The organism is Glutamicibacter sp. JC586 (assembly GCF_009805585.1).
Taxonomy (GTDB): Bacteria; Actinomycetota; Actinomycetes; order Actinomycetales; family Micrococcaceae; genus Glutamicibacter.
In genome coordinates, this window is the sequence record NZ_VHIN01000010.1 from 752,449 (window position 1) to 776,988 (window position 24,540).

A 24,540-nucleotide genomic window follows, 5' to 3' on the forward strand; every position below is an offset into this window, starting at 1 on the left:
CACGGATCACTTCCCAACTTTTACAAGTTAGGCGGTCCAGCTTCTGCCCAATACGACACTTTCGTTATGCAACCGAATCAACTAGCGGACTTCGGCAGCTTCCTAGCAGGTGCACGGTTCCAAACGTACTTGGATAACTGCCAGAACGACCGTAAGTTAGCTTTGACCACCTACACCTGGAACTCGAAACTTGCCGCCGAACTCGCGAGAATTTTAGGGCACGTTGAAGTTGTTTTGCGGCATGCAATGGACCTGCAACTTAGATCATGGAATGCTGATCAACCCCGAGTTGCCGGGCAAACCGATCTCAACGATGCCCGCAAGCGTGACGGAGGCAATTCCGAAGAGTGGTTGAAGCATCCAGCGCCATTATTGTTCAAGCTAGTGAATACAAGGACGCGCACCGGAAAAATCCTCTCCACCTATGATGGAGCTTTACGCCGAGCAATTGATGGCAGCAACGAGCGAGACCCTGCCCATCCTCGACATGCGACCTACGTCACGCACGATGACATTATTGCGCACACAACTTTTGGGTTTTGGCTACATTTGCTCCCTAACCCCAAGCACCGACACGCTCCCCTAAGTAGTCTAAGTCAGCAAGAACGGAGCAAAGAGTTGGCGGCGCGCAGACTTTGGTCCGAAGCTCTTTGCAAGGCATTCCCGGGTAAAACAAACGCATACGTAGTTCAGTATTACGTTCAGCGTGCGCATGCCCTGAGAAACCGAATTGCCCACCACGAACCGTTGCTGCACACCGATAGGAAATCCTACTTCAGAACCTCCACTAGGTTGCTTCACGGAATCAACCCTGCCGTAGGAAGCTGGGTCGGATCCACCGCCCAAGTAGTACAGATCTTAAACAAGCGCCCTCGGCAAAAGCCCTGAATGGAGCGGTTCCACAGGTGGCCGCCTGCCACTGTCGACACGACAGCTCGCAGCGCTACCCTCTAGACCGAACCTCAGGACGCAATCAAATACTCCACTTCCGAAGCCCGAGTTTGATAACACGGGCTTTCGCGTTCCTCAGCTAACTTACACAAGGCCAGCAACCACCCTGACTCTGCGCATTTCACGCTGTCACTTCGCCCAGATGGCCAAATATTCAGTTCGCCACAACCTCTGAGCACTCTTGTTGCAGCAAGAAAATTGCGTTATCGGCTCCCGCCCAGCCAACTTCTACCCCAACCAACATTAGATAATGCACTTTCAGTGCAATATGATGCACTCATGGACACTAGTGTGGAACTACTCGCCCAAAGCATCGGGGCGCGAGTAAAAAGCGAACGCAAAAAACACGACTGGACGTTGGATCAACTCTCCGAAGCCTCTGGCGTGAGCCGACGCATGCTCATCAACGTGGAGCAGGGAACTGCCAACCCCAGCGTGAGCATCCTATTGCGCCTTGCAGACGCCCTAGGCATAGGTCTGCCGGCACTAGTTGAACCACCGGAACTGCGCACCGCCATGATCACCCGCAAGGGTGAAGGTGCAGCACTGTGGACCGGAGAAAACGGAGGTAGCGGAATACTGGTTGCCGGCAACGCAACCCCTGATGCCTTGGAACTGTGGGACTGGACCTTGGCTCCCGGCGAGCGCCACGAAAGCGAGGCGCACAGTGAGGGCACTCGGGAATTACTGCACTTACATAAAGGATCGCTCACCGTCGAGGTCAACGACGAAGTCTTCGAACTACGGGCCGGGGACGCGATGTCTTTCCACAGCGATACCGCCCATGCGTATGCGAATACCCACAAGACACCTGCCATTTTTAACCTCTGTGTTTTTGAACCTTCGGCGGGTACCACACACAAGATGGAGGATAACAATGCCAAATAACCTCACCCCTACCGAATTCCTCTACGCTTGCAGTGTTGCACCCGAGGTCTTTGAACTGCGCCCCGATTACCGTGCGCTACTGCTGGTAGTTGAAGGTCTAGAACCGCAGGCCAGCTCCGCTGTGGCAGATGAGCTGATCGCTCACGCCGAAGCTCATGCCAAAGAACTTCTAGCCGAGACTCCAGTAGACCAACTGCCACAGATCAGCGCCTGGCGTGATGCCTACCGCGGTTTTGGAGCCAAGCCTCAGCGCACCCGCAATAGCCTCGAAGCACTGACTCGACGTGCCGCCGATGGTCTGCCACGGGTAAATGCACTGACCGATATTTACAACGCCATCAGCGTGCTTCATCAGATCCCACTCGGTGGTGAAGATTTTGATCTTTATGATGGTCCGGCTCAACTGCCCCGCGCCATTGGCGATGAAGCGTTTGATACCACCGCAGGCGGTGAAATTGTCATTGAAAATCCCAGTGAGGGTGAAGTGATTTGGCGCGATAACACCGGGGTCACCTGCCGCCGATGGAACTGGCGTCAGGGCAAACGAACTGCATTGTCAGAAAAAACCAGCACCGCATTCTTCATCTTGGACGCACTAGAGCCCATGACCGATGAACGGCTCAGCGCGGTAGGCGAAGAGCTTGGCCAAGCATTGGAGTCCTTGGGTGGCGCTGTGCAGATTTCTCGTCGCATGATTGGGGCACAGTGAAAGCTCGTTCAATAGTTAATGGGTTGCCGCCCTGGACCCTTGCGGTAGCAGCCATGCTGGCAGTGCAACTGGCCAATGCCTTGTCGGTGTCCGTAGTTGAACAGGTCGGTGCCGGGGGTACCGCCTGGTTGCGCATGAGCTTTGGGGTGATCATCCTATGGATCATTGCCCGCCCAAATTTCCGCTCCATCCGTAAACAGGACATCCCTGCGCTCATTGTCCTGGGCGTGGTGACCGGATATATGACCCTGTTGTTCTTAGAAGCCATTGACCGCATTCCGTTGGGCACCGCTGTTTCCATTGAGTTCCTGGGCCCACTGACGGTGGCTGGCATCATGAGCAAAAATCGTAAGGCGCTTGTTTGGCCGGCTCTGGCTATCGTTGGTGTGGTCCTGCTGACTGAACCTTGGCAGGGTCAAATCGATCCGGTCGGCGTGGTCTTCGCACTCAGCGCTGGAATCTGTTGGGGGCTATATAACCTCCTCACCCAGCATGTGGGCGACCGCTTCTCAGGAATTAGCGGGTTGTCACTGACCATTCCGGTGGCGGCTCTAGCCACCATGCCGTTGGGTCTTCCTCAGCTAATCCACGGGGAGTTCACCTGGTGGGTACTACCAGCAGCAGCCGGCATTGCACTTATTACACCGGTGATAGCTTTCGGACTGGAAATGCTGGCCTTGCGCCGAATGACTCACAGCGCCTTTGGCACACTACTGTCCATTGAGCCGGCTTTCGGTGTGCTTATTGGCATTCTCATCTTGGCCCAGATGCCAACCTGGTTCCAGGTTCTTGGAATCATCTTGGTGATTTCCGCTGGTGCCGGGGCGCAGCGCGGTGGCCAACGTGAGTCGAAGAACCTTCCGTTGACTGAGCTACCGTTGGAAGCCAAGTAGCGTGAAGTTATAGCCCAGAGTTTTAGTCTCTGGGCTATCTCTTTGGGCAAATTAGTTCACCGGCGGGTGCTCAGCAATACAGAACAGATTGCCTTCTGGGTCAGCCAACGTAGTCCACTGAACATGCTCGAACTCTTCAAGTACGTCCCACTTGTACTCGGCACCAAGCTCGATCACGCGCTGAACTTCTTGGGTGCGAGAGCCCCACGGGACGGTGAGATCCATGTGCGCTACTTGGGCCTGCGCTCTAGGCTGCGCAGCTGGCTGGAAGAACAGGGCGAAGTCATCAGGAGTTGTTGGCGCCAAATAGTAGCTGTCTCCACCCCCTGAAATTTCATTACCGGTCACGCCTGCCCAGAACTTGGCCAGGGCTTCGGGATCATCCGCGGTCATATTGATGGACCCTAGAGAAATCTTTGGTGAAGTCATAAGTTCACGATAGCCCTACGACCCGACAGCCAAGGACGCTCTGGACGCGGACAACCAATCAATCTCGTTGCTTCGGCGCTTGTATACTGATCGCAACGACTGCGAAAGGGTGTCGGGGATTCCCGACAAATCTACTTACGATGCAACACGACGCTCCCCTAAGAAAGCAACTCTCCAAGATTTTAGCCAACTTTGCTGATGCCCATGTTCATCGGATTCCCCGAACTCTGGATCTCATCTTTTTTGGTTGCGCTAGTTTTGCAACCATATTTGCGCTCTTCGAATTTTTTGCCGCTGGGTTGCGCCCACTGTATCTACTCTTCGTAGTTCTCACGGTCTTTATCCTGTTGCTCTCACGCCGACACCTGTGGATTGGCGCCCTGAGTTCCATGGCTATCTTGCTGCTAGCTTCTTGGGCAGGAGTGGAGCCAGTCCTATTTTGGACCATCACGGTCTTCATGGTTTCTTCTGCGACCTTGCGTGGGGCTAACGTTTTTGGGCTTTCAGCGCTGGCCGCAGTCAGTTCATTCGCGAGCTGTCTTCTTGCCAACGATTTTGACCAAGGTATCCGTGAGAGTCAGATCCTTGTCTCCGTCATACTTGCCATGGCCGGCATGAGCAGTGCGGTGCACAGCTACTTCAGGTACCTCTACGAACAAGGACAACGCATCCGCGATGCCGGCAGCAAACGAATCGCTGAAATCAACCAGCGCGTTGCCGATGAACGACTGCAAATCGCTAGTTGCACGACCTCGTAGGCCACGAAATCGCCATGCTCGGTATTCATCTAGGCGTTGCCGAAGTACATACCCCGCCGGAAGCCAAACAAGTCCATGAGTCATTGACCGCTGCGCGTGCGAACGTGCAATCAGTCTTGGCAGAGACGCAACAGATCTTGCATGTCCTACGATCCAGCGACAACCCCGCCGAAGCAGAAGGGCTACCCGCCCCTTCCGCGCAAGGTCTTGAACACCTCATTGCCTCGGTCCAAGCCACCGGACTAAAAGTTAATGCTCAACTAGATCATTTGCCACCGAAGCTGAATCCAGAAGTCAGCACGGCGGCCTACCGAGTAGTGCAGGAAGCGCTGGCCAACGCACAACGTCACGGCGTTGGGCCCGTGGAAGTTCGAACGCTCGTGGAGAATCAGTGGCTGAGCATCAGTATCGAGAACGCCAAAAAATCCTCACGCTCCAATGAGGACGGCAGCGGTCTAGGACTGGTGGGAATGCGCGAACGCACGGAGTCAGCGGGCGGAAATCTGTTGATAGAAAATCTTGCAAGATCGTTCAAGATCACCGCTACGTTGCCCCTGGCAGGAGGAACTCACTAAATGGTTCGCATCATGATTGTTGATGATCAAGAGATGATCCGTCTTGGTCTGCGTGGCATCCTTTCGGCACAAAATGAGATTGAGGTTGTGGCTGAGGCCAGCGACGGATTGCGGGCGCTGAGCCTGCTGGAGACTCATGAAGTCGACGTAGTTCTGATGGATCTGCGCATGCCCGGGATCGATGGGGTGGAAACCACCCGCCGGATTCGCGAAAAGTTCAGCAGTGAGCAACTGCGCATCCTGGTTTTCACCACTTTCGATAATGATGAGAATGTTTTTGCCGCCCTCAAGGCAGGAGCCAATGGTTTCTTGAGCAAGGGAGCGAGTCCTGCCGAGCTTGTGGCAGGAATTCAAGATGTTGCCACCGGTGGCGGCGCGCTGTCTGCTACGGCGTCGGCCGCGCTGATTGGGCACGTAGCCCAGGGCCCGGTGCGCACGGCGCAGCCAGGACAGACACTGCAACTGTGAAAGCTGCGGTCATGCCCATCTGGGTGATGGCCGAAATGTTGGCCACTAGTAGCGCTGCCAACGCGACAATGACAGTCATGCCGGCGAAGACTACAGCGGTACCTGCGGTTCCGGTAGCACGGGCGATGGCTTCTGACACTGGGCGGCCCGAACGCAGTTCGGTGCGGAAGCGGGAAATAATGAACAGCGAGTAGTCGATGCCCACCGCCAGACCCAGCATCGCGGCAAGAATAATCGCGCTGCTGTCCAAATCTGCCAGCGTTCCATAGGCCATAATGCCCACCAGACCGGTACCCAAACCGAAGACTGCCAACAGCAGGTTCACGCCTGCTGCCAGCATGGAACCGAAGGTCAAGGCAAGAACAACAAAGGCGATAATCACGCCTACGCCTTCGCCGGCGCCCATTTCTGGTGCACCTAAAGGAACGAAGTTGCCCCCAAGTTCAACACCCACAGAGTCCGGGGCACTGTGCTGGAATTCTAGGGCCGCTTCATAATTGGATTCGCGTTGATCATCGGTCATTTGGCCGTAACCGAGAGTGGCAACAGCCACCGACTTGTCTTCTGAAATGAACGGCTGCTGGGCATTGAGCGGGTCACTCACGGTTTCTACACCGGGCAGACGATGCGCTTTGGCGAGCACGCTCTGAATTTCTTTGGCATTCTTGGCCGAAGTGACATCGCCCGAATCCGGGTGGAAGACGAGTTTGAGTTCAGTGGCTTGGATCGCGGTCTCGTGGGACGAACTGGCTGATTCATCAACCGAAGAGTTCCGTCCTCCCACAAAGACTCCAGCGAAGATAACAAATATCGCTAGCCAGCTGACCAGCACCACCCGACGATGCCGGGCACTAAAGCCTCCGACGCGGGATAAGAAAAGGGACATGACGCTCCTTGGACTCGAAAATTATCTATAGTCCACTTTCCCGTTTTTCCCAGCGTCCCGAATCGTTCAGTTGAACCGATCCATGTACTGCGTTTGAAGTAGTTTTCGCCTTTCTCCTCCAACTCTCGGACGGAAGTTCTTAGCGTCGCTTTTAAGGAACGAGTCGAGGAACCAGCCGTACCATCAACACCATAATCACCAGTTCAACCAGCGTTTGCGTCACTACGGCTAACGGGGCCAACTCAAATGAGGCTGGCAATGCCAAGGCCATGGGCAGGACCACCAGTGAATTACGCGTGACTCCTGAAAACATGACGGCACGGGTGGCACTGACATCTAGTCCTGTCACTCGTCCTGCATACTTGCTAACCACCACAGCGATCACAGCAAAGAAGACATAGAGCGGAACGACTCTAGCTAGGGAACTAGTTTGAGATCCTACCGAAACGATCTGCGAACCCACCACTACTGCCAACGTAGCCATCATTAGTGGAACCATTCCCGCAGCCATGACCTGATCGATGAGCTGGCCGGCGCGGAATTTTTTGGCCATCAGTTGAACCAATCCAGCAGCTATCAAGGGAACGATGATGAGCAGGAAAAACGCCCGAACAAACGGCGCAATCTCAATGGCCGATAATGCTTGCGGGCCAGCGAATAACCACAGGTACACAGGCAATAACAGGATTTGAACCAGCATCAGCAATGGCGCGGCTGCCAGCAATCGAGCTTTGGACCCGCCGGCTAACCCGGTAAACACGATGACGTAGTCAATGCACGGGGTGAGCAATACCAGTAATACGCCAAGGAACAATCCTTGATCATCAACCACAAACCGCGACAGTCCCCAGGTCACCAACGGCATCACCACAAAATTGACGCACAACACCGTACCTAAGAAACGCACGTCAAGAAAGGCTTTACCAACTTCTATCAGCGGAACAGCGAGAAAGGTGGCAAAGAGAAGGAGCATCAATAACGGTTCGATGAGCTCTTGCAACACTGGTGCCGCAGGCTCAGCCAATAGACCAAGCGCAGCACCCAAGGCGATAGCCACCAGATATAGGAGCACCTGATGACGGTCCCACCATTGGACTACTTTTGGCAAGTCTGACCCTGCCCTTCTTCTGAGCCAGCGGCGACGAGAAGGCACTCACTACGACAAGAATAATCTCCATCCGGGCAGTCCAAGACGTTGCGTTGAGCTTGAAGTAATCGATCTCGGAGCACCTGAAGTCGGTTCAGGTGAGCGTCAATTTCTTCCAGCCGATTCGCCAGCTGAGGGTGAAGTGTTTCCCGGACATTCGTGCAGGTATCAGCATCCATGACACTGAAGAGCGTAGATATCTGAGGTAGCGACATCTCCAGTGACTTAGCTGCTTCGATCAGCGATAAACGCTCTAGAACCTCCTCGCCGTAAATGCGATACCCGTTGGAGAGTCTATTGGTAGTGATCAGGCCAATGGATTCGTAGTACCGCAAGGTTGTGGCAGGAACACCAGATTGAGAAACAGCTTCTGAAATACGCATCAGCTCAACCCTAAACCTTCTAGTCGACTAGAAGGTCAAATCTTCAAATGCACGCTTGGTTCCGGGATGAAGGGTTGTTCTAGTACCGTCACAATTCGTTCCACGAATACGTCTCTTTCAATGGCCAAGCCAGCATCTGAACTATCTAACTTCTATCACTTAAGTAGCCTCGCAAAGTGTCCGCCGGTGTCCATATACTTGCGAACAGTGCCTGCTATGAGACGCATTTGGCCATCGAGGAGATGGGGTGCTTCGAACTCGAACAAGCGGCCGCAGCGTACTGGCTTCGCCGAGGGAGATTTGCCCGACTGCACATGAGGATCTTGTCTGGTCCTGGGTCCTATGGCAGCTGGCTACAATAAGCTCATGCACACTTCTGAGTCCGTTATAGCAATCACTGGAGGCTCACGTGGCATCGGCGCGGCGACCGCAGTGCGAGTTGCCAAGGCCGGGCACCACGTTGCGATCGGTTATCGCAACAATGTGAACGCTGCACAAGAAGTAGTTCAAAGCGTCCGCTCTCTGGGCCAACAAGCAATGGCCATTCCGATAGACGTAACTGATCCAGATTCGGTCTCTCAGTTTTTCGTCGCGAGCACGACTCTTGGAGATCTGCGTGGGGTGGTGGCCTCGGCCGGCGCAGTCCAGGCTGTAGGTCCCTTGCTTGAGCTCGATCCCGAAGAGATTCGCCGCGACCTTGAAGTTAACCTATATGGCGCCATACTTACGGCTCGCGAGGCCATCAGATATCTGACTACGACGCGAGGTTCTTTGGTACTCATCGGCTCCGGCGCCTCGACCATAGGTAGCCCCGGAACTTATGTTCATTATGCGGCGGCCAAAGCGGGAATCGCTACTCTTAGCATTGGGCTCTCCAAAGAACTTGCCAAGGACGGCATCCGTGTCAATTGTGTAGAACCCGGAACGGTGTGGACTGATTTTCACCAAGATCCACAACGTCCGGCAAAGGTCGCAGCATCCATCCCGCTTGGACGCCCTGGAGTCCCGGAAGAAATTGCAGGAGCTGTCGCCTGGCTGCTCTCGGATGACGCCTCATACACCACAGGCGCCACGCTACGGGTAGCCGGCGGTCTATAAATCCAGTTTTCGCACGCCACGCGGTCAGCAGCTTGACGATCCCCCGATAGCGAGGCCACAACGGAACGAACTTGCTCATGGCCGGTCGCCCATAAGAAGGTCGGTGCTCGTCCATAACTCTTCATGCCGACAATGTAAAAGTTCTGCTCCGGATGAGCCAGCACTTTTCGCCGTGCGCACTGGCCGTTGCGCAACTGTGAAATTCTGGATCGATCAGAGTTCCCAACTGCCGTGGTGCTTCCACGCTTTCATCCAGATCCAGACGGAGTTCCGAGAGCATCAGCAGATCGGGTCGGAATCCGGTCACCGCAACGATACGGTCAACCACTAGTTCCCGGCCATCGGCCAAGGACAAGCTCACCCGGGTATCAGCTTTCATGGACACCACTGCAGCATTTTCAAGCAGTTGCACATTGCCGTTTTCCACCAGACGGCGCAGGCAAATTATTTGAGTCCTCGTGGCCTACGAATATCTTCACGGCGAGTGCGGAGCTCACTGTTAGGTTCCTTGAAGCCTTGATCGTGCGGTGCACAGATGCTTTCACCGAGTAACTATCAGCGCGTAGGAATTGGCAGAATCAGCCAGGCACCGCACTTCCCAAGCTAAGCCAGGGCTCAGCAATTTGCCCTCACCACGGCCTTTAAGTGATAATCATTCTCATTATGATTAGCGAACAGAGTTGTTGTGGTTCTTCCCCATCAAAAGAATCATCGAGCGCACCTGTGATAGCGCTACACAACGCACAACTTTGCGCACCAGAGATCCATCGACCGTTACTGAGAGTCCCAGAACTACTGGTTTGTCCCGGCGAGCGCTTGGTGGTCACCGGCCCCTCAGGCAGCGGCAAGTCGCTACTACTTTCTCTCATCACCGGTCACTGGGCTCAAGAATTAGACTTCACCGGATATCGCCACGTGAGCGCCGACCGCATCGGCTACATCCCACAACGCGGCCAAGATGCGCTTAACCCTCTGCTCCCCTTGGGGACGCAACTACGTAAAGCCACCGGTGAGGCCATCGAAAGAATCCAGACGACCTTAGATTTGGTGGGGCTAGATGATCCGCGGTTACTAAGTCGCCGCCCTGCCGAGCTCTCCGGCGGGCAAGCACAGCGAGCGGCGATAGCTCTGGCTACGCTTTGTGATGCACCGATCATCGTGGCTGATGAACCAACCAGTGCTTTGGACCAAACGACACGTGATCACGTCCTTGAATTGCTCAACCACGTGATCACTGAAGATCAAGCATTGGTTCTTGTCACCCACGATCCCCACGTTGCCCAAAAACTAGCTTCCAACCACGTTGTGCTCAATTCCGGGGTGTTGACGCACGAACACTCAACTGTGCAATCGGTGGTGCCAGCATGAATCAGAGCGTTCTAGAAACTACGAACATTTCCGCCACTCGCGGTTTCGGCACTGCGACTCGGCAGATCTTGACCCCAATTTCCCTGTCCTTAAACGCCGGAGAATCGCTGGCAATTGTCGGTCCCTCTGGGGCAGGGAAAAGTACCCTGGCTGAAATAATTTTGGGACTCGGGACGCCCGCCACCGGAGAGGTAAAGGTACTAGGACAAACATGGTCCACACCCATACGCAATGCAACTAAAGCTCAGCGCGTGAAAGTTCAGGGAGTCCCGCAAGATGCTGTAGCAGCCTTTGTGCCGCGTTGGACTATCCGCAAGTCCTTAGAGGTGGCTTTGGCGCACTTGGCTCCTGAACTTGATGTCGAGCGCCAGATCCATCAGTCCATCGCGCTGGCCAGCTTCGATCCGACACTGCTTAACCGCCTGCCCCGTGAGCTCTCCGGAGGTCAGGGGCAACGTGCCGCACTAGCCCGCGCGTTGGTGGTTCGCCCAGCCCTCCTGGTAGCCGATGAACCCACCAGCGCCCTCGACCCAACTACCGCCGCCCAAGTCGCCGATCAGCTTTTTGTCACCGCAAAGAAGACCGGTGTTGCTTTGCTGCTGGTCACCCATGATTCGCAGCTCGCAGCACGCTGCACCCGTACCATCACCATCACTGCTCACTAAAGGAACACCTTCATGACACATCTACGCAGCAGAAGTCTGCCCATTCTAGGCCTATGGCTCGCTGGCAGTTTAGCCCTCTCGGGTTGCTTCTCCAGCTCCGCAGCGCAGTCATCCGGCGCTTCACCGGCGGGCCAGGAGCGCATCTCGATAGCCCACATGCAACCGCCACGCTCCGGGCTCAGCCCACTAAGCGACGACGCATTTAAGCTCTCACGCTGGTCAGCAGCTGAAACTCTGGTCAATCTCGACGATTCTTCAGCGCCTGTGCCGGCTTTGGCCACCTCGTTTACGCGAGTCAACGACACCACGTGGGATATCACCCTGCGCGAGAACGTGCATTTCCACAACGGGGAGTTGCTCACCGCCAAGGCCGTCGCCAAATCTCTTCAAGTCGCTATCGATTCCACCCCCGTTCCCCGCATCCTGAACGGCACCAAACTCTCGGTCAAGGTCCGAGGTGAAAACCAGATTCGCATTATTACCGTAGACTCAGACCCACTATTGCCACAACGACTCTCCAGCCCGCAGCTGGCCATTTTTGCCCCCGAAGCCTATTCAAAAGAATCAGTTAACCCGGTAGGCACAGGCACCGGCCCATTTAAGATCACGGATGTTGATGGCATCACCGGCGCCACCTTAGAACGCTTCGATGACTACTGGGGAGAGCCAGCTCAAGCCACGGGTATTGACGTGAAGTTTGTTCCGGATGGAACCGCCCGCACCGCGGCTTTGAGCACCGGAGAAGCCGATGTTGTTGAGGCCATTCCCGCCGGTCAGGCCTCCACAGTGGACCAAGATTTACTCACCGAAGTGCCCATGCCGCGGACCAATACGCTGTACCTGAATACTAAATCCGGCCCCTTTGCTGACCCGGGGGTACGAGCTGCCGCACGCGAAGCCATTGACCGTTCAGCCATTATTGCTTCGGTCTATGAAGACCGCGCCGATGTCGCCCAGGGTCTGCTTGGTCCGGCCCTTCCCTACGCTGCCGACTTCCGTGAAGATCCTGAATACCAGGAGCTATTGTCCCAACGGGCCACGCCTGCCAAAGTCAACGGCGTGAAAATCTCCCTAGGTACCTTTACCGACCGTGCCGAACTTCCAGAGGTAGCGGTCATCCTTGAGCAGCAGCTTGAGGCGGCAGGATTCGACGTGCAACAGGACGTACGCGAATACCAATACATTGAGGCCGATGCGTTGGACGGTACCTTTGATGCATTCATCCTTTCGCGCGCCACCGTTTTAGATTCCGGAGATCCAGTAGCGTACTTCGCCTCAGACTTCACCTGCGAGGGAGGTTTTGCCATCTCGCAGCTCTGCGATGCTGTGGTAGACCAGAGCATTACCACCGCTTCCGAAACCGAAGCTGGAACGAACCGCCAGCGCGCCATCATGCTGGCCGAAGCGAAAATCCTAGGCACCGACGCGGCCATCCCGCTGCTACATGAACGAGTCCTGCAAGGCGAAAACGCAGCCGTCTTAAGCGCGGCGAGGGACCCGCGTGAACGGGCCTTGATCACCAATCAGACGTCTCTGGAATCCAAGTAGGTTTCGGTGCAGCGGTTCAGATTCTCTCTTCCGACAACACTGTCCTATGTTCTTAGCTCCATCGCCTTGCTCCTGCTCGCCGGCGCACTTCCGTGGCTTTCACGCACCGATCCGGCAGCGGCGATCTTGCGTTCCCGCTATGCCGAGCTTGAGCCGACGCCGCAGGCGCTTGCGGCCGTGCGCCAACAGCTTGGTCTTGATCAGGGACCGATTTTCGCCAGCCTGCATTGGTGGAACGGCGTACTGCACGGGGATTTGGGCTCGTCATGGGTGAGCGGAACACCGGTTGGCCCCGGCGTTGGCCGTGCCTTGTTGGTCTCCTTGACGCTCACCGTTTTTGCTGGACTTGTTGCATTGCTTGTCACCGGGTGCCTGATTACTCCGGCTATCCGTGCAATCCTGCGCAATAAGCCGCAACCAGGTTCTGGTGCCATCGGGGTTGCGCTGACCGCGCTGCCCGAATTCCTGCTGGCAAGCTTCCTGCTCATAGTGGTTTCGGTACAACTGAAATGGCTGCCACCTTTCGGTTGGACCGGTATTGAGACAGCCATCTTGCCTGCGCTGGCCCTAGGTATTCCTGCCGGCGGAATGCTGGGACGGTTACTGGCCGATGCCATCGCCTCGGCATCAACCGAACGCTGGGTGATGATCTGGCGATTGGCTGGAGCTCGCGGCTCGGTCTTGGTCCTGGGTGTCTTGCGTCGTGCGGCTACCTCGATCATTGATCAGTTCGGTTTGGTCTTTATTGGCCTGCTCGGCGGTGCGGTCGCGGTGGAACAGATTTTTGCGGTCCCCGGACTAGGCCGATACCTCCTCGGTGCAGCCAATGCCCAGGACATCCCTGCGTTGCAAGCCGGGCTACTGTTGATGGCTGCAACTGCCTTGGTGATTGGTCTGCTCACCTCGGTGGCACGCCACTGGTTGCGCTCGGGCTCTTTGCCCGCCGGCGCCTTGCCCGCACCACTCCCGCGCCGCTCGCACTCGGTGATACGGCGCTGGACCATCGCTTTGAGTCTGGGTGGACTGCTGCTCATTCTTCTCTCGGGCTTACCCCGCGACCCTTTCAGCGTTGCCCATCAACGATTGGCCCCGCCAAGTTTTGCCTTGCCCTTCGGCGCCGATGCCAGTGGGCGGGATCTTTTGGCTCGGGTGGCCCACGGAACCATGGGCACCGTAGCTCAGGCGGTGCTTATCGTGATGCTGGCCATGGTGCTCGGATTACTTCTGGCCAGTGTGGGTGGTTTTGCCCGTGGACCAGCAGCAATCGCCAACGCTACCCCTCCCATCCTGGCCGGCGTCGTCATTTCGGCGCTGCTTGGTCCCTCAGTGATCGGAGCTGGCATTGCGGTGTTGTGGGTGACGTGGCCTGCATTAACCACCCATGCCGCCTCACTGTTGGAAGAAGCCCGAGCCATGCCACATATCCGGTGGTTACCACTTGCGGGCATACCCCGCACGCAGATCTTCCTACGGCATCTTCTGCCCGCGGTAGTGCCTGCATTATTGCGTCACAGCATGCTTAGGCTTCCCGGAGTTGCCTTGGCCCTTGCGGCCCTGGGCTTCTTGGGACTCGGAGCCCAACCGCCGACGCCCGAGTGGGGTCTACTGCTGGCCGAAGGAATCAACTATGTTCAACGTGCTCCGTTCACTGTGATCGCTCCGGCTTCAGCGTTGATTCTCACCTCGGTATGCGCCGTAGCGGTGGCTTCAGTAGGAACCACGAGAGCACCGAAGTCAGCGGCGCGGGTGCATCCCTCACCTACCGATTCGCCGATTGTTTCAACTGGGAGCCAACCGCATCCGGTGCACTCGGATCCTTCAAGCCAATGAGAACCAGACTGGCCAACGCTGGCAGAGCAATCAGTGGCAACAACGCGGCGTGTAGACCAACATCATCTGCCAGCGCTCCGATGGCCGGGGACGCCAACCCACCGCAAGAAACCGCCAAGCCCAAGGTCACTCCACTGGCCGTACCCATGTGGCGTGGTAAGAAGTCTTGGCCTAGGGTCACGTGCAAGGAGAAGGGAACGTACAACGCCACGGAAGCCAGCGCGATAAAAACGAATGCCACTTCTCCGGCAGTGAGCAGAATGCCGGCGACCATCGGCACCGAAGCCAAGTAAGCCCAGCGAATAATTTTCGTTCGTTGCCAGCGTTTGGCCAGGTATCCGCCTATGGCCGTGCCAAAGGCTCCACCAAGGTAGAAGACGAACAGTGATGCACTGGCCAGCGATTGGCTCATTCCACGTTCTTGAATCATGAAGAGCACCATAAAGGAACCGATTCCCACAAAAACCACCGAGCGCGCGATGATGGCCACGGATGCTCGAATGAACCCGCTCCAGTCATCGCGACCGGTAGCTTGTTCGTTTCCGCGGTGGTTCTGCCAAACTCCGCGTTCCTTCTTGATTAGTGCCATGGCAAGCACACCGGTGAGCGCAGGAATGAAAAGTAACGGTGTTGCTTTCAAACCCAACAGCCCGACGGTGCCGGCAACTGCCAAAGGGGCAATGGCAAAGCCGATATTCCCACCGAGCGAAAACCACGACATTTTTACGTGGTCATTTCCACTAATTTCTCGTGCCTTGCTGGCACCTGCAGGGTGGAATGCGGCCACACCAACGCCTGAAAGAGCGGCGAGTACTGCCGTGACAGTCAAAGACTGCGTGAACGCGATCCCGGCAATGCCCGCTCCGCCCACAACGATGCTCACTGGGATGACCCAAGCCATCCGCCAACGATCACCCAGTGCCCCAAAAAGTGGCTGGACAATTGAGGAGGCTAGTGAACTGGCCAGCACAATGCCGGCAGCCGCGGCATAGGAATAGCCGCGTTCAAAAACAAGGAAGGGGACTAAAGCGGCTATAGCACCCTGATAAAAATCTACGCTCACGTGAGCGTAGGCCAAAAGGCGTGCGTTGCGATTGGCGAACTGGGGTTGTGCGGAACTCATAATTCAAGTTTGGCAAGAGCCGGGTACGTCGCGCTTTCACTATACTGCCAAATTATGTCGAAAATTCGCCATCAGTCCGTAGCTCCCACTGAGACTCGCTATCTTTCCCCCGGGGATGAGGTCACACCGCATAAGCATGATGATCATCAGCTGATCTATGCCAGTGCTGGAGTTCTTGAGGTCTTTGTTGAAGAAGGCACGTGGTTCGCCCCGGCGGTACGAGCCGTTTGGGTTCCCGGAGGAATGGTCCATCATTGGCAGGTCCATGGCACCACCACGGTGCACATGGTCTCCATACCTTCGGCCTACGTATCCACGTTGGGCGATGAACCCGTACTGGTGAGCGTTTCGCCATTGGTCAAAGAGTTGATCATAGCGTGCGCCAATCACGGAGTACAGAAAGACAACAAAGCACGCAGATTGCTGCACGTTTTAGGAGATCAGCTCCTGGCTTCCGAGCATGGTCAGTCCATGTTGCCGGTCTTCAAAGATCCTAGGCTGATCAAGATCCAAAAAATCTTGGAAGCTGACATGACCCGCAATCTCAGCTTGACCGAACTGAGCCGCCTGGCCGGAGCCAGCAGCCGAACGATGAACCGCCTCTTCCAATCCGAGGCCGGAATGAGTTTCGTGACCTGGCGAAACCAACTAAGGCTGCACAGCGCAACCTTGATGCTCGCCGAAGGACAGAGTGTCACCAGGGTGGCCAACGACTACGGGTACTCGTCCCCCAGTGCTTTCATCACCTCGTTCCGCGCCTCGTTTGGGAGCACGCCCGGAGCGTTGTATCGCTAGACGAAAAAGCAATCGCCCTCAACCAGTTCAAACCGGTCAAGGGCGATTGCAATCTATTGATTGATATTTAGTGCTCGCTTACGCGCGCTTCATCGTTGCCATCCTGGGTTGCTGGAGCAGCCTCAGAGGCACCGCGCTTCTTCAGGTTCTTACGCACCAGTGGCCAGAAGGCAACCAGCACCGCGGTGGCCAGCAAGCTGGTCCACACCTGGGTTCGGCCACTTTCAGAGCTGAGCATGACGCCCAGTACACCGGCGATAGCGACAAAGAGCAGAATGTTTAGCCATGGGTGCAGCCAGACCTTCAGCTTCAGCGCGGCAACCTCTTCTGGGGTCATCTTCTGGCGCATACGCATCTGGGTCAGTGCGATGAAGACGTACACGAACAATGCCACCAGGCCGGCGGAGTTCATGATGAAGTCGAAGATTCCCGAATCCGGAGCCGCGAAGTTCACGATGGTTGCGATCACCGCGCCGGAGGTCGAAGCTACCAGTGCCCACAGTGGCACGCCATTCTTGGAACGGCGGGCAACAAGCTTCGGGGCGAAGCCCTGATCAGCCAGCGCCGCAAACATGCGCGAAGCGGAATATAGGCCAGAATTCAGCACGGAAATCACGGCGGTGAAGATGACCAGCTGCATGATGATCGCAGCCCCTGGCAGGCCGAGCAGTTCAAAGACCTTGGTGAATGGAGCGGAGGCCACGTTCACTGGTTCAGGTAGCTCGTCCCAAGGAATGGCCATGGTGATGATCAGTACGGCACCAACGAAGAACAGCAAGATACGCCAGATCACGGTGCTGGTCGCCTGCTTGATGCCCTTGGCTGGGTCCTCGGACTCGGCCGCTGCCATCACGGCAATTTCAGTACCGAAGTAGGAGAAGATTACCAGTGCTACACCGGTCAGTGCCACACCGTAGCCATGCGGGGCGAAGCCACCGTGGTCCCACAGGTTGCTGACCGACATTTGGGTATCAGGCCACAGGCCCAAGGCGAAGAGCAGGCCTGCACCGAGGAAGACTACGATCGCGAGAACCTTGATGCTGGCCAGCCAGAATTCAACTTCACCGAAGGATCGCACCGAAATGGCGTTGGTGCCGATGAAGATCAGGATCAGGATCAGCGACCAGGTCCATGCCGGCAGGAAGGTGAACCATGAGTTCAGGGTTTCGCCGCCAAGCACCGCTTCGTAGGCGAGCACGCCAACCCAGAAGTACCAGTACAGCCAACCCACCAGGTAGGCGGCCCAGTTGCCCAGCCCTACGCGGGCGTATTCCATGAAGGAACCGATGGTTGGACGTGCCGCCGCCATCTCACCGAGCATGCGCATGGCAAGGAAGACCAGCAGACCACCGATGAGGTAGGAGATGATTGCCGCCGGGCCCACCGAGCGGATGACGTTGCCCGAACCAACGAACAGGCTTGCGCCGATGATGCCGCCGAGGGTGATCATCATGACGTGGCGCGAGCGAAGCGGCTTGGGCTGGCCGGTTGATGGGGGGTCTTGTGTTCCTGCCATGGGTACCTCACTGAGAAATGTTCAAACCGAACGCATCTTTGCAGACAATTAGTGCGTGTTACAGCATAAACGTTGAGCTACGTGCAAAAAAATTGGGTGTCAGCTGGCCCACAGTGGGCCAACCAACCCCGTAACGGATAACTCAAAATTAGTCACTGTGCATCGGCACAAGCATTCATTTCTCGAAAATGCAGACGACCTTGAAGTGGGATAAATCGCTGTTGACTGCGAGTATCACTGACATCGAGGGGTTGTCGTTCAGCAATCACACGGTCAGAAAGCGTTGAAAGTCGAGCTAATTGAGGCATCTGAAGGGTCGACAGAAACTCAGTCGTAACAGTTCAGTTATCAGCATTTAATTCCTCACTGCACCCCGCGGAATTCACATTCAAGTCATCTCTCAAAAACGCTTGACCACTGATATATCTATTGTCTTATAGTTGTTCATCAACAGGGGTGCCTCACCAAACCACTCCGCCACGAGATGAAGGATTCATGACCATAGATCCCATTGCAGCCGTTGGCAAGAAGCTCCCTCTCGACGAAGCACCTCTGCGAAAGGTCCATATTCTGGCCACTGGCGCAATCCTGGGTGGTGCCATCCTCGATGGTTACGTCTTGGGCATCGTTGGCCCGGTCATCAACTCAGCATCATCCGAGCTCGGACTGAACGCCTTAGGCATGGGACTGATTGCAGCCAGCGCGCTGATTGGCGTGTTTGTTGGTGGCTTGTTCTTCGGCTCTCTCGCCGACAAGATTGGCCGCAAGCCCGTATTCTCATGGAGCTTGGGTGCCTTTATTATCCTGTCACTACTTCAACTGGGCGTCACCGATGTCTGGCAGCTCGTTGTCATCCGACTAGCCCTTGGACTGGCCGTCGGTGTTGAATACGCCGTAGGTTCTTCCATGCTTGCCGAGTTCTCCCGGCGCAAGGGACGCGGCGTACTTCTGGGAGCCTTTGAAGTCTCATGGATCATCGGCTTCATTCTTGCTTACATTGTTGGCCACTACGTACCGGGCAGCTGGCGCATCCTGCTGGCCTCCAGCGCAATTCCCGCAATCATCACCTTCGTCATGCGCATTGGCATGCCAGAATCCCCATACTGGTTGCACGCTCAGGGCCGTAAAGAAGAAGCCGCAGAAATCGTTCGCGAACATTTTGGTGAAGGCTACGAACTACCCGAATCCACTCAAGAGGAAACCAAGGCACGCTTCCGCGATTTGTGGACCAAGTCCACCTGGCGCCCGCACTTGTTCGCTGGACTGTTCTGGTTCTGCCAGGTGGGTCCGTTCTTTGCGATCTTCACCTTCCTAGAACCAGTCTTTGAGAACCTCGGCATTGCCGGTGGCCCGCAGTTCGACTTTGTTAGCAATGGCATCCAGCTGGCCGGTGCTTTCTTTGGCCTCTACCTCTTGCACAAGCTCGCACGTCGTCACTTTGTAATCTGGACCTTCTCGCTGATGTTTGGCGCGCTGATCATTCTCGGCCTGTTCCCGAGCGCACCGGTATGGATGACCGTCTTGCTGTTCATCTCTTACCTATTCATCGCTCCAGCTGCCAACAATATTGAGCGCGTATACCCGGCGGAGATTTTCTCGACGAACGTGAGGGCCACCGGTGTTGGTATGGCCGCAGCCTTCTCTCGCATCGCGGCCATCGCCACGACCTACCTGCTCCCCACGTCCATGGAGCACCTGGGCGCGAACGGAACCTTGATCATTCTGGCTGCGTTCCCGCTGGTTGGTCTCATTGCCTCGATCTTGTGGGCGCCGGAGACCAAGGGCAAGCAGTTGCACTAATGAATATTCTCGTCGCTCAACTCAGGAGCGACTAGTGGGTTATTTCTCTCGGGGCTCACGACAAGCACTTTATCCCCACCAGGAGAGAAAAAAGCTTGCCTTCTTTGGATATCGTATGACAATATTGAGATGTCACTAAGGTTCTCAAAAAGTGCGGATAAACACGGTATAGACCGCTAGGATGCAATCAACACGATCCTGAATCATCAATACCGAGTGGAGAAATTTGACGAGCCCCGAATCGGGTCTCACCATAGACCCGACCTGTTCATTGGTGAATCCATTGACCGTACAAGGTTGTTAGAAGTCATGGCAGTCATTACCCCGCCAAACGACATCTTCATCTTCCACGTAATGGAAGCGCGGCAGAAGATCCCAGAAATTGTGTACGAGAGGACACAGTAGGCATGAGCAAGAAAAATGAGCATGACACCCTCACTGCTGAAGAAATCCACGAGCTCGGTCTCCGGGCAGAAACTGCCGAAATAGCGGAGGACGCGGTCATTACTAAAGCAGCCGGACCCGGCGCTGGAATGGATCTCCTCGCAACCGCCTTAGGTTCAGAAGCGGCAGTGCATCGCTCTGTCGGGAAGCCTTCGCTGAGCGGCAAAGGCATCTCCCCTGCCAGATCAGTTCGGCTTCCTGCCGCAATGGACAAGAAACTCGTCGAACGGGCCGAGCATGATCAGGCAAAACCAAGCGATATCATTCGTCGAGCTTTAGACGAGTACCTATCGCGAGCATCGTAAGACGCCCTCACATAGAATCCGCAGTGCTGCGACTTGAGGCGGTCGAAATTATTAACGCCGGCCCACAATTAGCTCGCTGGCAGAAGTTCAGAGATGAGGGTTTCGATCCGCGCCCGGATCTCGTCACGAATCGGACGGACCGCTTCAACGCCCTGGCCTGCGGGATCTTCAAGCTTCCAGTCTTCGTAGCGCTTTCCCGGGAAGATCGGGCAGGTGTCCCCACAACCCATAGTGATCACCACATCTGATTCCTTCACCGCTTCGGTGGTGAGGATCTTTGGTGTTTCTGCGGACATGTCGATGCCTTCTTCGGCCATCGCCTGTACCGCGGCTGGGTTCACCGCATCAGCCGGTGCAGATCCCGCCGAACGGACCTCAATCTTCCCCTCAGCCAAGTGCGACAGGTAGGCCGCAGCCATTTGTGAACGGCCTGCATTGTGAATGCAGACGAAGAGAACCGATGGCTTTTGAATATCAGTCATAATGCTTTGATTCCTTAGGATGAAGCGGTGGCGAGTTGGGTGGACGGGAAGAATTTGCGCGACCAGAGGGCCACATAAACCAGGGCTATTAGGATGGGCACCTCTATCAATGGGCCAACTACACCGGCCAGGGCCTGACCGCTTGTTGCCCCAAAGGTCGCGATAGCCACCGCAATAGCCAGTTCAAAGTTATTGCCTGCTGCGGTAAAGGCCAGGGTGGTAGTGCGCGGGTATCCGAGGTTCAGCGCGCGACCGATAAGCATTCCGGAACCAAAAACCACCACAAAGTAGGTCAGCAGTGGTAGCGCAATGCGCACGACATCCCATGGCTTGGAAGTGATTGCTTCTCCCTGCAGGGCAAAGAGTAAAACGATGGTGAACAGCAATCCATACAGTGCCCACGGGCCAATCTTGGGGAGGAATTTTTCTTCGTACCAGTCGCGGCCTTTGGCCTTTTCGCCAAGTGTGCGGGTGAGGAATCCGGCTACCAATGGGATGCCGAGGAATACTAGTACCGAGGCGGTGATGGCAGCGATGGAGAATTGCGCGCTGGTGGTTTCCAGTCCCAGCCATGAGGGCAGCAGCTGGAGGTAGAACCAGCCCAGCGCACCGAAGGCAATGACTTGGAAGATCGAGTTGATAGCTACCAGTACTGCCGCTGCTTCACGGTCTCCGCAGGCCAAGTCATTCCAGATGAACACCATGGCGATACAGCGGGCCAGACCAACGATGATCAGTCCGGTGCGATATTCAGGCAGATCGGCGAGGAAGATCCAGGCCAGCGCGAACATGAACGCAGGAGCGAGCACCCAGTTGATCAGCAATGAGGTGACCATGAGTTTTTTATCGGCTAGCACCTGTCCAGTTTCGTTGTAACGAACCTTTGCGAGGACCGGATACATCATCACCAGCAGGCCAAGAGCGATTGGTACCGAGACGCCGCCGATGGTGAATCGATCCAGAACTTCGCCAAGCTTTGGGAAGACTCGTCCCAAACCTAGCCCGACAGCCATGGATAAAAGAATCCATAGCGCCAAATACCGGTCCAAGAAAGAAAGCTTGGCGGCCACTGGGGCAGTATCGGGCGCAGGCACAGCTGTCACGTAGTCATCACTCCAAAACAAGACATCGACGATTATCGATATGTTGAGTATGATGACAGATATCGACGTTTGTCAATCTCTGGTTCAACGACAAAGAGAGCAGGACACCATGAGCACCAGCAGTATCAATCAGGCCGGTACCGATACTGAAAACCTCAGTGCCCCTTGTTGTGCTCCTTCGGCAACTCAGAACGCACTGAACCCTGAAGAAGCAGAACTCTTAGCCTCACGCTTCAAAGCCCTAAGCGATCCCAGCCGTCTGCGGATCCTGTCGATCGTGGCATCCAATAAGAATGCTGAAACGTGCGTTTGCGACCTGCCTGAACCGTTAGGCCTCAAGCAGCCAACGGTCTCGCACCATCTTAAAATCTTGGTTGATGCTGGACTCTTACATCGCGAAAAGCGAGGAGTCTGGGCGTACTACTCGATTGTTCCTCGCGCCCTTGAGTCTCTCCAGTCAACGTTAGTCTTCACGCCCTAAAGCCACCGCGGAAAACTAGACGGAAAGCTTCAGTACGGGTATGGCGCTAGTCCACCTCCACCACATGGTTCCACGTGAAGCTCGGAGTCTGTTTGTTCAAGAACGCGGAGATCCCAGTGGCCGGATCATCCGCGATAGCCATCTGCTTCTGCCAATAGTCATTGATCTGCGGCAAATCCGACGACCCGGTGGCGATGGAATCAACGATAGCCTTCATCGCTTGAATGGACAGGGCCGAACGCCCTGCCAGGTGCTGCGCATAGTTTTGCACTTCATCCCAGAACCCGGCAACAGGAAGCACTCGGCCCACCAACCCAACATTCTTTGCCTCGGCAGCGTCAATGAAGTCCGCGCTAAAAAGTAGTTGCTTAGCAACTCCCGGTCCGACTAAGTGCACCAGGCGTTCAATTCCACTGGTGGGATACACGATGCCTATTTTGGACGGGGTGATAGCAAACTTGGCCCGGTCGCTGGCCATACGAAGATCGCAGGCCCCGGCGATCTGCCATCCACCACCAACGCAGTATCCGTCAATGGCGGCGATGGCCGGCTTGGGGAAAGTGGCCAAGGCATTTTCGCCCGCGCTGACATGTCCGCCGTCATGGCGTCCAGATTCCGTATCATGCAAGATGGCCCGCAAATCACTGATGTCGGCCCCGGCCGAGAAATTCTCACCTGCGCCACGAACCACCACAACCCGTACCGAATCGTCATGCTCCAAGCTATAAAGTAACGGAGCAAACTGGCTCCACATATCTTTGGACACCGCATTACGACGGCGCGGATTATCAATCACCAACGTTGCCACCGCGCCATGACGTGCTACGCGCAAACCTCCAAGTGAGTCTGTTGCCCGTTGATCAATCACTGATCGCTCCCCCACACCCCAGCTGTACATCGCCATCGTTGAATACAGCCTATGGCTCTAGCGCGCCAGAGGTGATCATTGAACAGATCAGGCCCCGGATGAGGCAGCTCTGATCTCCTCGATAATCCCCGAGAAGTCTTTTCCTGCACCACTACCGGCAGCAAAGTCGCGATAGATCTTTTCGGCGACCAGGCCAAGTTGCGCCTTCACTCCTGAGGAATTCACTGCCTCGGCAGCCAGCCCCAAATCTTTGGCCATCAACGCTCCTGCGAATCCTGGTTGGAAGTCCCTATTCGCTGGGCTGGTTGGCACAGGACCCGGTACCGGACAGTTGGTGGTCAAGGCCCAGCACTGGCCGGTGGCCGCCGAGGCCACATCAAAGAGTGCCTCGTTGGATAGGCCAAGACTCTCGCCAAGAACAAAGGCTTCAGACACGGCAATCATGCTCACTCCGAGGATCATGTTGTTGCAGACCTTCGCCGCTTGCCCCGCACCTGGGCCGCCGCAGTGAACGATTCGCTTGCCCATATCTTGGAAGATCACTTCAGCCGCAGCAAAGTCCTCGTCGCTACCGCCGACCATAAAAGTTAGTGTTCCGTTTTCTGCTCCGGTGGTTCCACCGGATACCGGTGCATCTACTCCGCGATGCCCGGCCTCACCGAGCAACTGATGCACGGTGCGGGCATCATCTACTGCGATAGTGGAACATTCAAGGAACAACGTGCCCTTGGGTGCGGCGGCGAGTAATCCATCAGGACCTTCCAAGGCACCGATCACGTGCCGCCCAGCGGGAAGCATCGTGATGACCACCTCTGCGTTGGCTGCTGCTTGAGCCCCGGATTCGGCGATAGGCACACCCGCATTCTTGGCGGCCGCAATGGCCGGTTCTGACAGGTCGAACCCCAGCACGTTGTGTCCTGCTTTGACGAGGTTGGCGGCCATATAACCACCCATATGTCCCAGTCCAATAAAAGCAATGTTCGTGGCCATGTGAATTCTCTCTTCTTCGTTGAAGGCTTATTCGTTG

General features: G+C 55.9%; 26 protein-coding genes and 1 pseudogene. 16 read left to right on the forward strand and 11 right to left on the reverse strand.

Features of this window, described 5'->3' with window-relative positions; genetic code table 11:
- The first annotated feature begins 66 nt into the window (after positions 1–66).
- The 4 genes from FJV47_RS11425 (at position 67) to FJV47_RS11440 (ending at position 3,441) form a co-directional block, all read left to right on the forward strand.
- Positions 67–888: a hypothetical protein gene (locus FJV47_RS11425; RefSeq protein ID WP_159613020.1), complete on the forward strand. Its 822-nt coding sequence runs from the start codon at positions 67–69 to the stop codon at positions 886–888.
- Between the two features lie 342 nt (positions 889–1,230).
- Positions 1,231–1,839 (forward strand): helix-turn-helix domain-containing protein, encoded by a 609-nt coding sequence (locus FJV47_RS11430; RefSeq protein ID WP_159613022.1) that lies wholly within the window; start codon positions 1,231–1,233, stop codon positions 1,837–1,839.
- Entirely contained in the window at positions 1,829–2,548 is a 720-nt protein-coding gene (locus tag FJV47_RS11435; RefSeq protein WP_159613024.1) for a B3/4 domain-containing protein, read from the forward strand. The genes FJV47_RS11430 and FJV47_RS11435 overlap by 11 nt, the downstream gene beginning before the upstream one ends.
- Before the next feature lie 23 nt (positions 2,549–2,571).
- The gene (locus FJV47_RS11440) at positions 2,572–3,441 is read left to right on the forward strand and encodes a DMT family transporter (protein ID WP_370515038.1); all 870 of its coding nucleotides are present in this window, start codon (positions 2,572–2,574) and stop codon (positions 3,439–3,441) included.
- A 51-nt stretch (positions 3,442–3,492) separates the two neighbouring features.
- Here the strand turns inward: FJV47_RS11440 and FJV47_RS11445 are convergent, their stop codons facing one another.
- On the reverse strand, positions 3,493–3,870 hold the full coding sequence (locus FJV47_RS11445) for a VOC family protein (protein WP_159613026.1): 378 nt from the start codon (positions 3,868–3,870) through the stop codon (positions 3,493–3,495).
- Between the two features lie 140 nt (positions 3,871–4,010).
- Here FJV47_RS11445 and FJV47_RS11450 point away from each other — a divergent pair, with 140 nt between their 5' ends.
- From FJV47_RS11450 to FJV47_RS11460, 3 genes are read left to right on the forward strand one after another with little or no spacing between them, the layout of a single operon-like run.
- Positions 4,011–4,628, forward strand: coding sequence for a hypothetical protein (locus tag FJV47_RS11450; RefSeq protein ID WP_159613028.1), 618 nt, complete (start codon positions 4,011–4,013; stop codon positions 4,626–4,628).
- A gap of 14 nt (positions 4,629–4,642) precedes the next feature.
- On the forward strand, positions 4,643–5,203 hold the full coding sequence (locus FJV47_RS11455; RefSeq protein WP_159613030.1) for a sensor histidine kinase: 561 nt from the start codon (positions 4,643–4,645) through the stop codon (positions 5,201–5,203).
- Entirely contained in the window at positions 5,204–5,671 is a 468-nt protein-coding gene (locus tag FJV47_RS11460; protein ID WP_159613032.1) for a response regulator transcription factor, read from the forward strand.
- Here FJV47_RS11460 and FJV47_RS11465 read toward each other — a convergent pair.
- From FJV47_RS11465 to FJV47_RS11475, 3 genes are all read right to left on the reverse strand, one after another.
- Positions 5,589–6,557 carry an MMPL family transporter gene (locus FJV47_RS11465; RefSeq protein WP_159613034.1) on the reverse strand — a complete coding sequence of 323 codons (969 nt, stop codon included), beginning with the start codon at positions 6,555–6,557 and terminating at the stop codon, positions 5,589–5,591. The genes FJV47_RS11460 and FJV47_RS11465 overlap by 83 nt on opposite strands.
- A gap of 151 nt (positions 6,558–6,708) precedes the next feature.
- Positions 6,709–7,665, reverse strand: a complete 957-nt coding sequence (locus FJV47_RS11470; protein WP_159613036.1) for an arsenic resistance protein — start codon at positions 7,663–7,665, stop codon at positions 6,709–6,711.
- A complete protein-coding gene (locus tag FJV47_RS11475) occupies positions 7,653–8,087 on the reverse strand; it encodes a MerR family transcriptional regulator (RefSeq protein WP_159613038.1) in 435 nt (144 codons plus the stop codon). The genes FJV47_RS11470 and FJV47_RS11475 overlap by 13 nt, the downstream gene beginning before the upstream one ends.
- A 366-nt stretch (positions 8,088–8,453) precedes the next feature.
- Between FJV47_RS11475 and FJV47_RS11480 the strand changes: the two genes are divergently transcribed.
- Positions 8,454–9,185, forward strand: coding sequence for an SDR family NAD(P)-dependent oxidoreductase (locus FJV47_RS11480; protein WP_159613040.1), 732 nt, complete (start codon positions 8,454–8,456; stop codon positions 9,183–9,185).
- 13 nt (positions 9,186–9,198) lie between these two features.
- Here FJV47_RS11480 and FJV47_RS11485 read toward each other — a convergent pair.
- Positions 9,199–9,528, reverse strand: a pseudogene (locus FJV47_RS11485) (flavoprotein); the annotation flags it as partial.
- Between the two features lie 320 nt (positions 9,529–9,848).
- On the opposite strand from FJV47_RS11485, the gene FJV47_RS11490 reads away from it, so the two are divergent.
- From FJV47_RS11490 to FJV47_RS11505, 4 genes are read left to right on the forward strand one after another with little or no spacing between them, the layout of a single operon-like run.
- Positions 9,849–10,553, forward strand: a complete 705-nt coding sequence (locus tag FJV47_RS11490; RefSeq protein ID WP_159613042.1) for an ATP-binding cassette domain-containing protein — start codon at positions 9,849–9,851, stop codon at positions 10,551–10,553.
- Positions 10,550–11,218 carry an ATP-binding cassette domain-containing protein gene (locus tag FJV47_RS11495; protein WP_159613044.1) on the forward strand — a complete coding sequence of 223 codons (669 nt, stop codon included), beginning with the start codon at positions 10,550–10,552 and terminating at the stop codon, positions 11,216–11,218. The genes FJV47_RS11490 and FJV47_RS11495 overlap by 4 nt, the downstream gene beginning before the upstream one ends.
- Positions 11,219–11,230: 12 nt before the next feature.
- Complete coding sequence (locus tag FJV47_RS11500; RefSeq protein ID WP_159613046.1) at positions 11,231–12,766, forward strand: ABC transporter substrate-binding protein; 1,536 nt, start codon at positions 11,231–11,233, stop codon at positions 12,764–12,766.
- A 6-nt stretch (positions 12,767–12,772) separates the two neighbouring features.
- Complete coding sequence (locus FJV47_RS11505; RefSeq protein WP_159613048.1) at positions 12,773–14,596, forward strand: ABC transporter permease subunit; 1,824 nt, start codon at positions 12,773–12,775, stop codon at positions 14,594–14,596.
- Here FJV47_RS11505 and FJV47_RS11510 read toward each other — a convergent pair.
- Positions 14,526–15,719 carry an MFS transporter gene (locus tag FJV47_RS11510; protein WP_159613050.1) on the reverse strand — a complete coding sequence of 398 codons (1,194 nt, stop codon included), beginning with the start codon at positions 15,717–15,719 and terminating at the stop codon, positions 14,526–14,528. The genes FJV47_RS11505 and FJV47_RS11510 overlap by 71 nt on opposite strands.
- A 54-nt stretch (positions 15,720–15,773) precedes the next feature.
- Here FJV47_RS11510 and FJV47_RS11515 point away from each other — a divergent pair, with 54 nt between their 5' ends.
- Complete coding sequence (locus tag FJV47_RS11515) at positions 15,774–16,514, forward strand: helix-turn-helix transcriptional regulator (RefSeq protein WP_159613051.1); 741 nt, start codon at positions 15,774–15,776, stop codon at positions 16,512–16,514.
- A 67-nt stretch (positions 16,515–16,581) separates the two neighbouring features.
- Here FJV47_RS11515 and FJV47_RS11520 read toward each other — a convergent pair whose 3' ends face one another.
- Positions 16,582–18,030, reverse strand: a complete 1,449-nt coding sequence (locus FJV47_RS11520) for an amino acid permease (protein WP_159613053.1) — start codon at positions 18,028–18,030, stop codon at positions 16,582–16,584.
- Positions 18,031–18,525: 495 nt separating this feature from the next.
- On the opposite strand from FJV47_RS11520, the gene FJV47_RS11525 reads away from it, so the two are divergent.
- Entirely contained in the window at positions 18,526–19,830 is a 1,305-nt protein-coding gene (locus FJV47_RS11525) for an MFS transporter (RefSeq protein ID WP_159613055.1), read from the forward strand.
- Positions 19,831–20,237: 407 nt separating this feature from the next.
- Entirely contained in the window at positions 20,238–20,579 is a 342-nt protein-coding gene (locus FJV47_RS11535; RefSeq protein WP_159613057.1) for a hypothetical protein, read from the forward strand.
- 68 nt (positions 20,580–20,647) lie between these two features.
- Here the strand turns inward: FJV47_RS11535 and FJV47_RS11540 are convergent, their stop codons facing one another.
- Both FJV47_RS11540 and arsB read right to left on the reverse strand, forming a co-directional pair.
- A complete protein-coding gene (locus FJV47_RS11540) occupies positions 20,648–21,061 on the reverse strand; it encodes an arsenate reductase ArsC (RefSeq protein ID WP_159613059.1) in 414 nt (137 codons plus the stop codon).
- A gap of 14 nt (positions 21,062–21,075) precedes the next feature.
- Positions 21,076–22,164: an ACR3 family arsenite efflux transporter gene (arsB, locus tag FJV47_RS11545; protein ID WP_159613061.1), complete on the reverse strand. Its 1,089-nt coding sequence runs from the start codon at positions 22,162–22,164 to the stop codon at positions 21,076–21,078.
- Positions 22,165–22,273: 109 nt separating this feature from the next.
- On the opposite strand from arsB, the gene FJV47_RS11550 reads away from it, so the two are divergent.
- Positions 22,274–22,645, forward strand: a complete 372-nt coding sequence (locus FJV47_RS11550; RefSeq protein WP_159613063.1) for a helix-turn-helix transcriptional regulator — start codon at positions 22,274–22,276, stop codon at positions 22,643–22,645.
- 46 nt (positions 22,646–22,691) lie between these two features.
- On the opposite strand, the gene FJV47_RS11555 is transcribed toward FJV47_RS11550, so the two are convergent.
- Entirely contained in the window at positions 22,692–23,513 is an 822-nt protein-coding gene (locus FJV47_RS11555) for an enoyl-CoA hydratase/isomerase family protein (protein WP_200831996.1), read from the reverse strand.
- Between the two features lie 87 nt (positions 23,514–23,600).
- The gene (gene mmsB / locus FJV47_RS11560) at positions 23,601–24,503 is read right to left on the reverse strand and encodes a 3-hydroxyisobutyrate dehydrogenase (RefSeq protein ID WP_159613065.1); all 903 of its coding nucleotides are present in this window, start codon (positions 24,501–24,503) and stop codon (positions 23,601–23,603) included.
- Positions 24,504–24,540 lie beyond the last annotated feature (37 nt).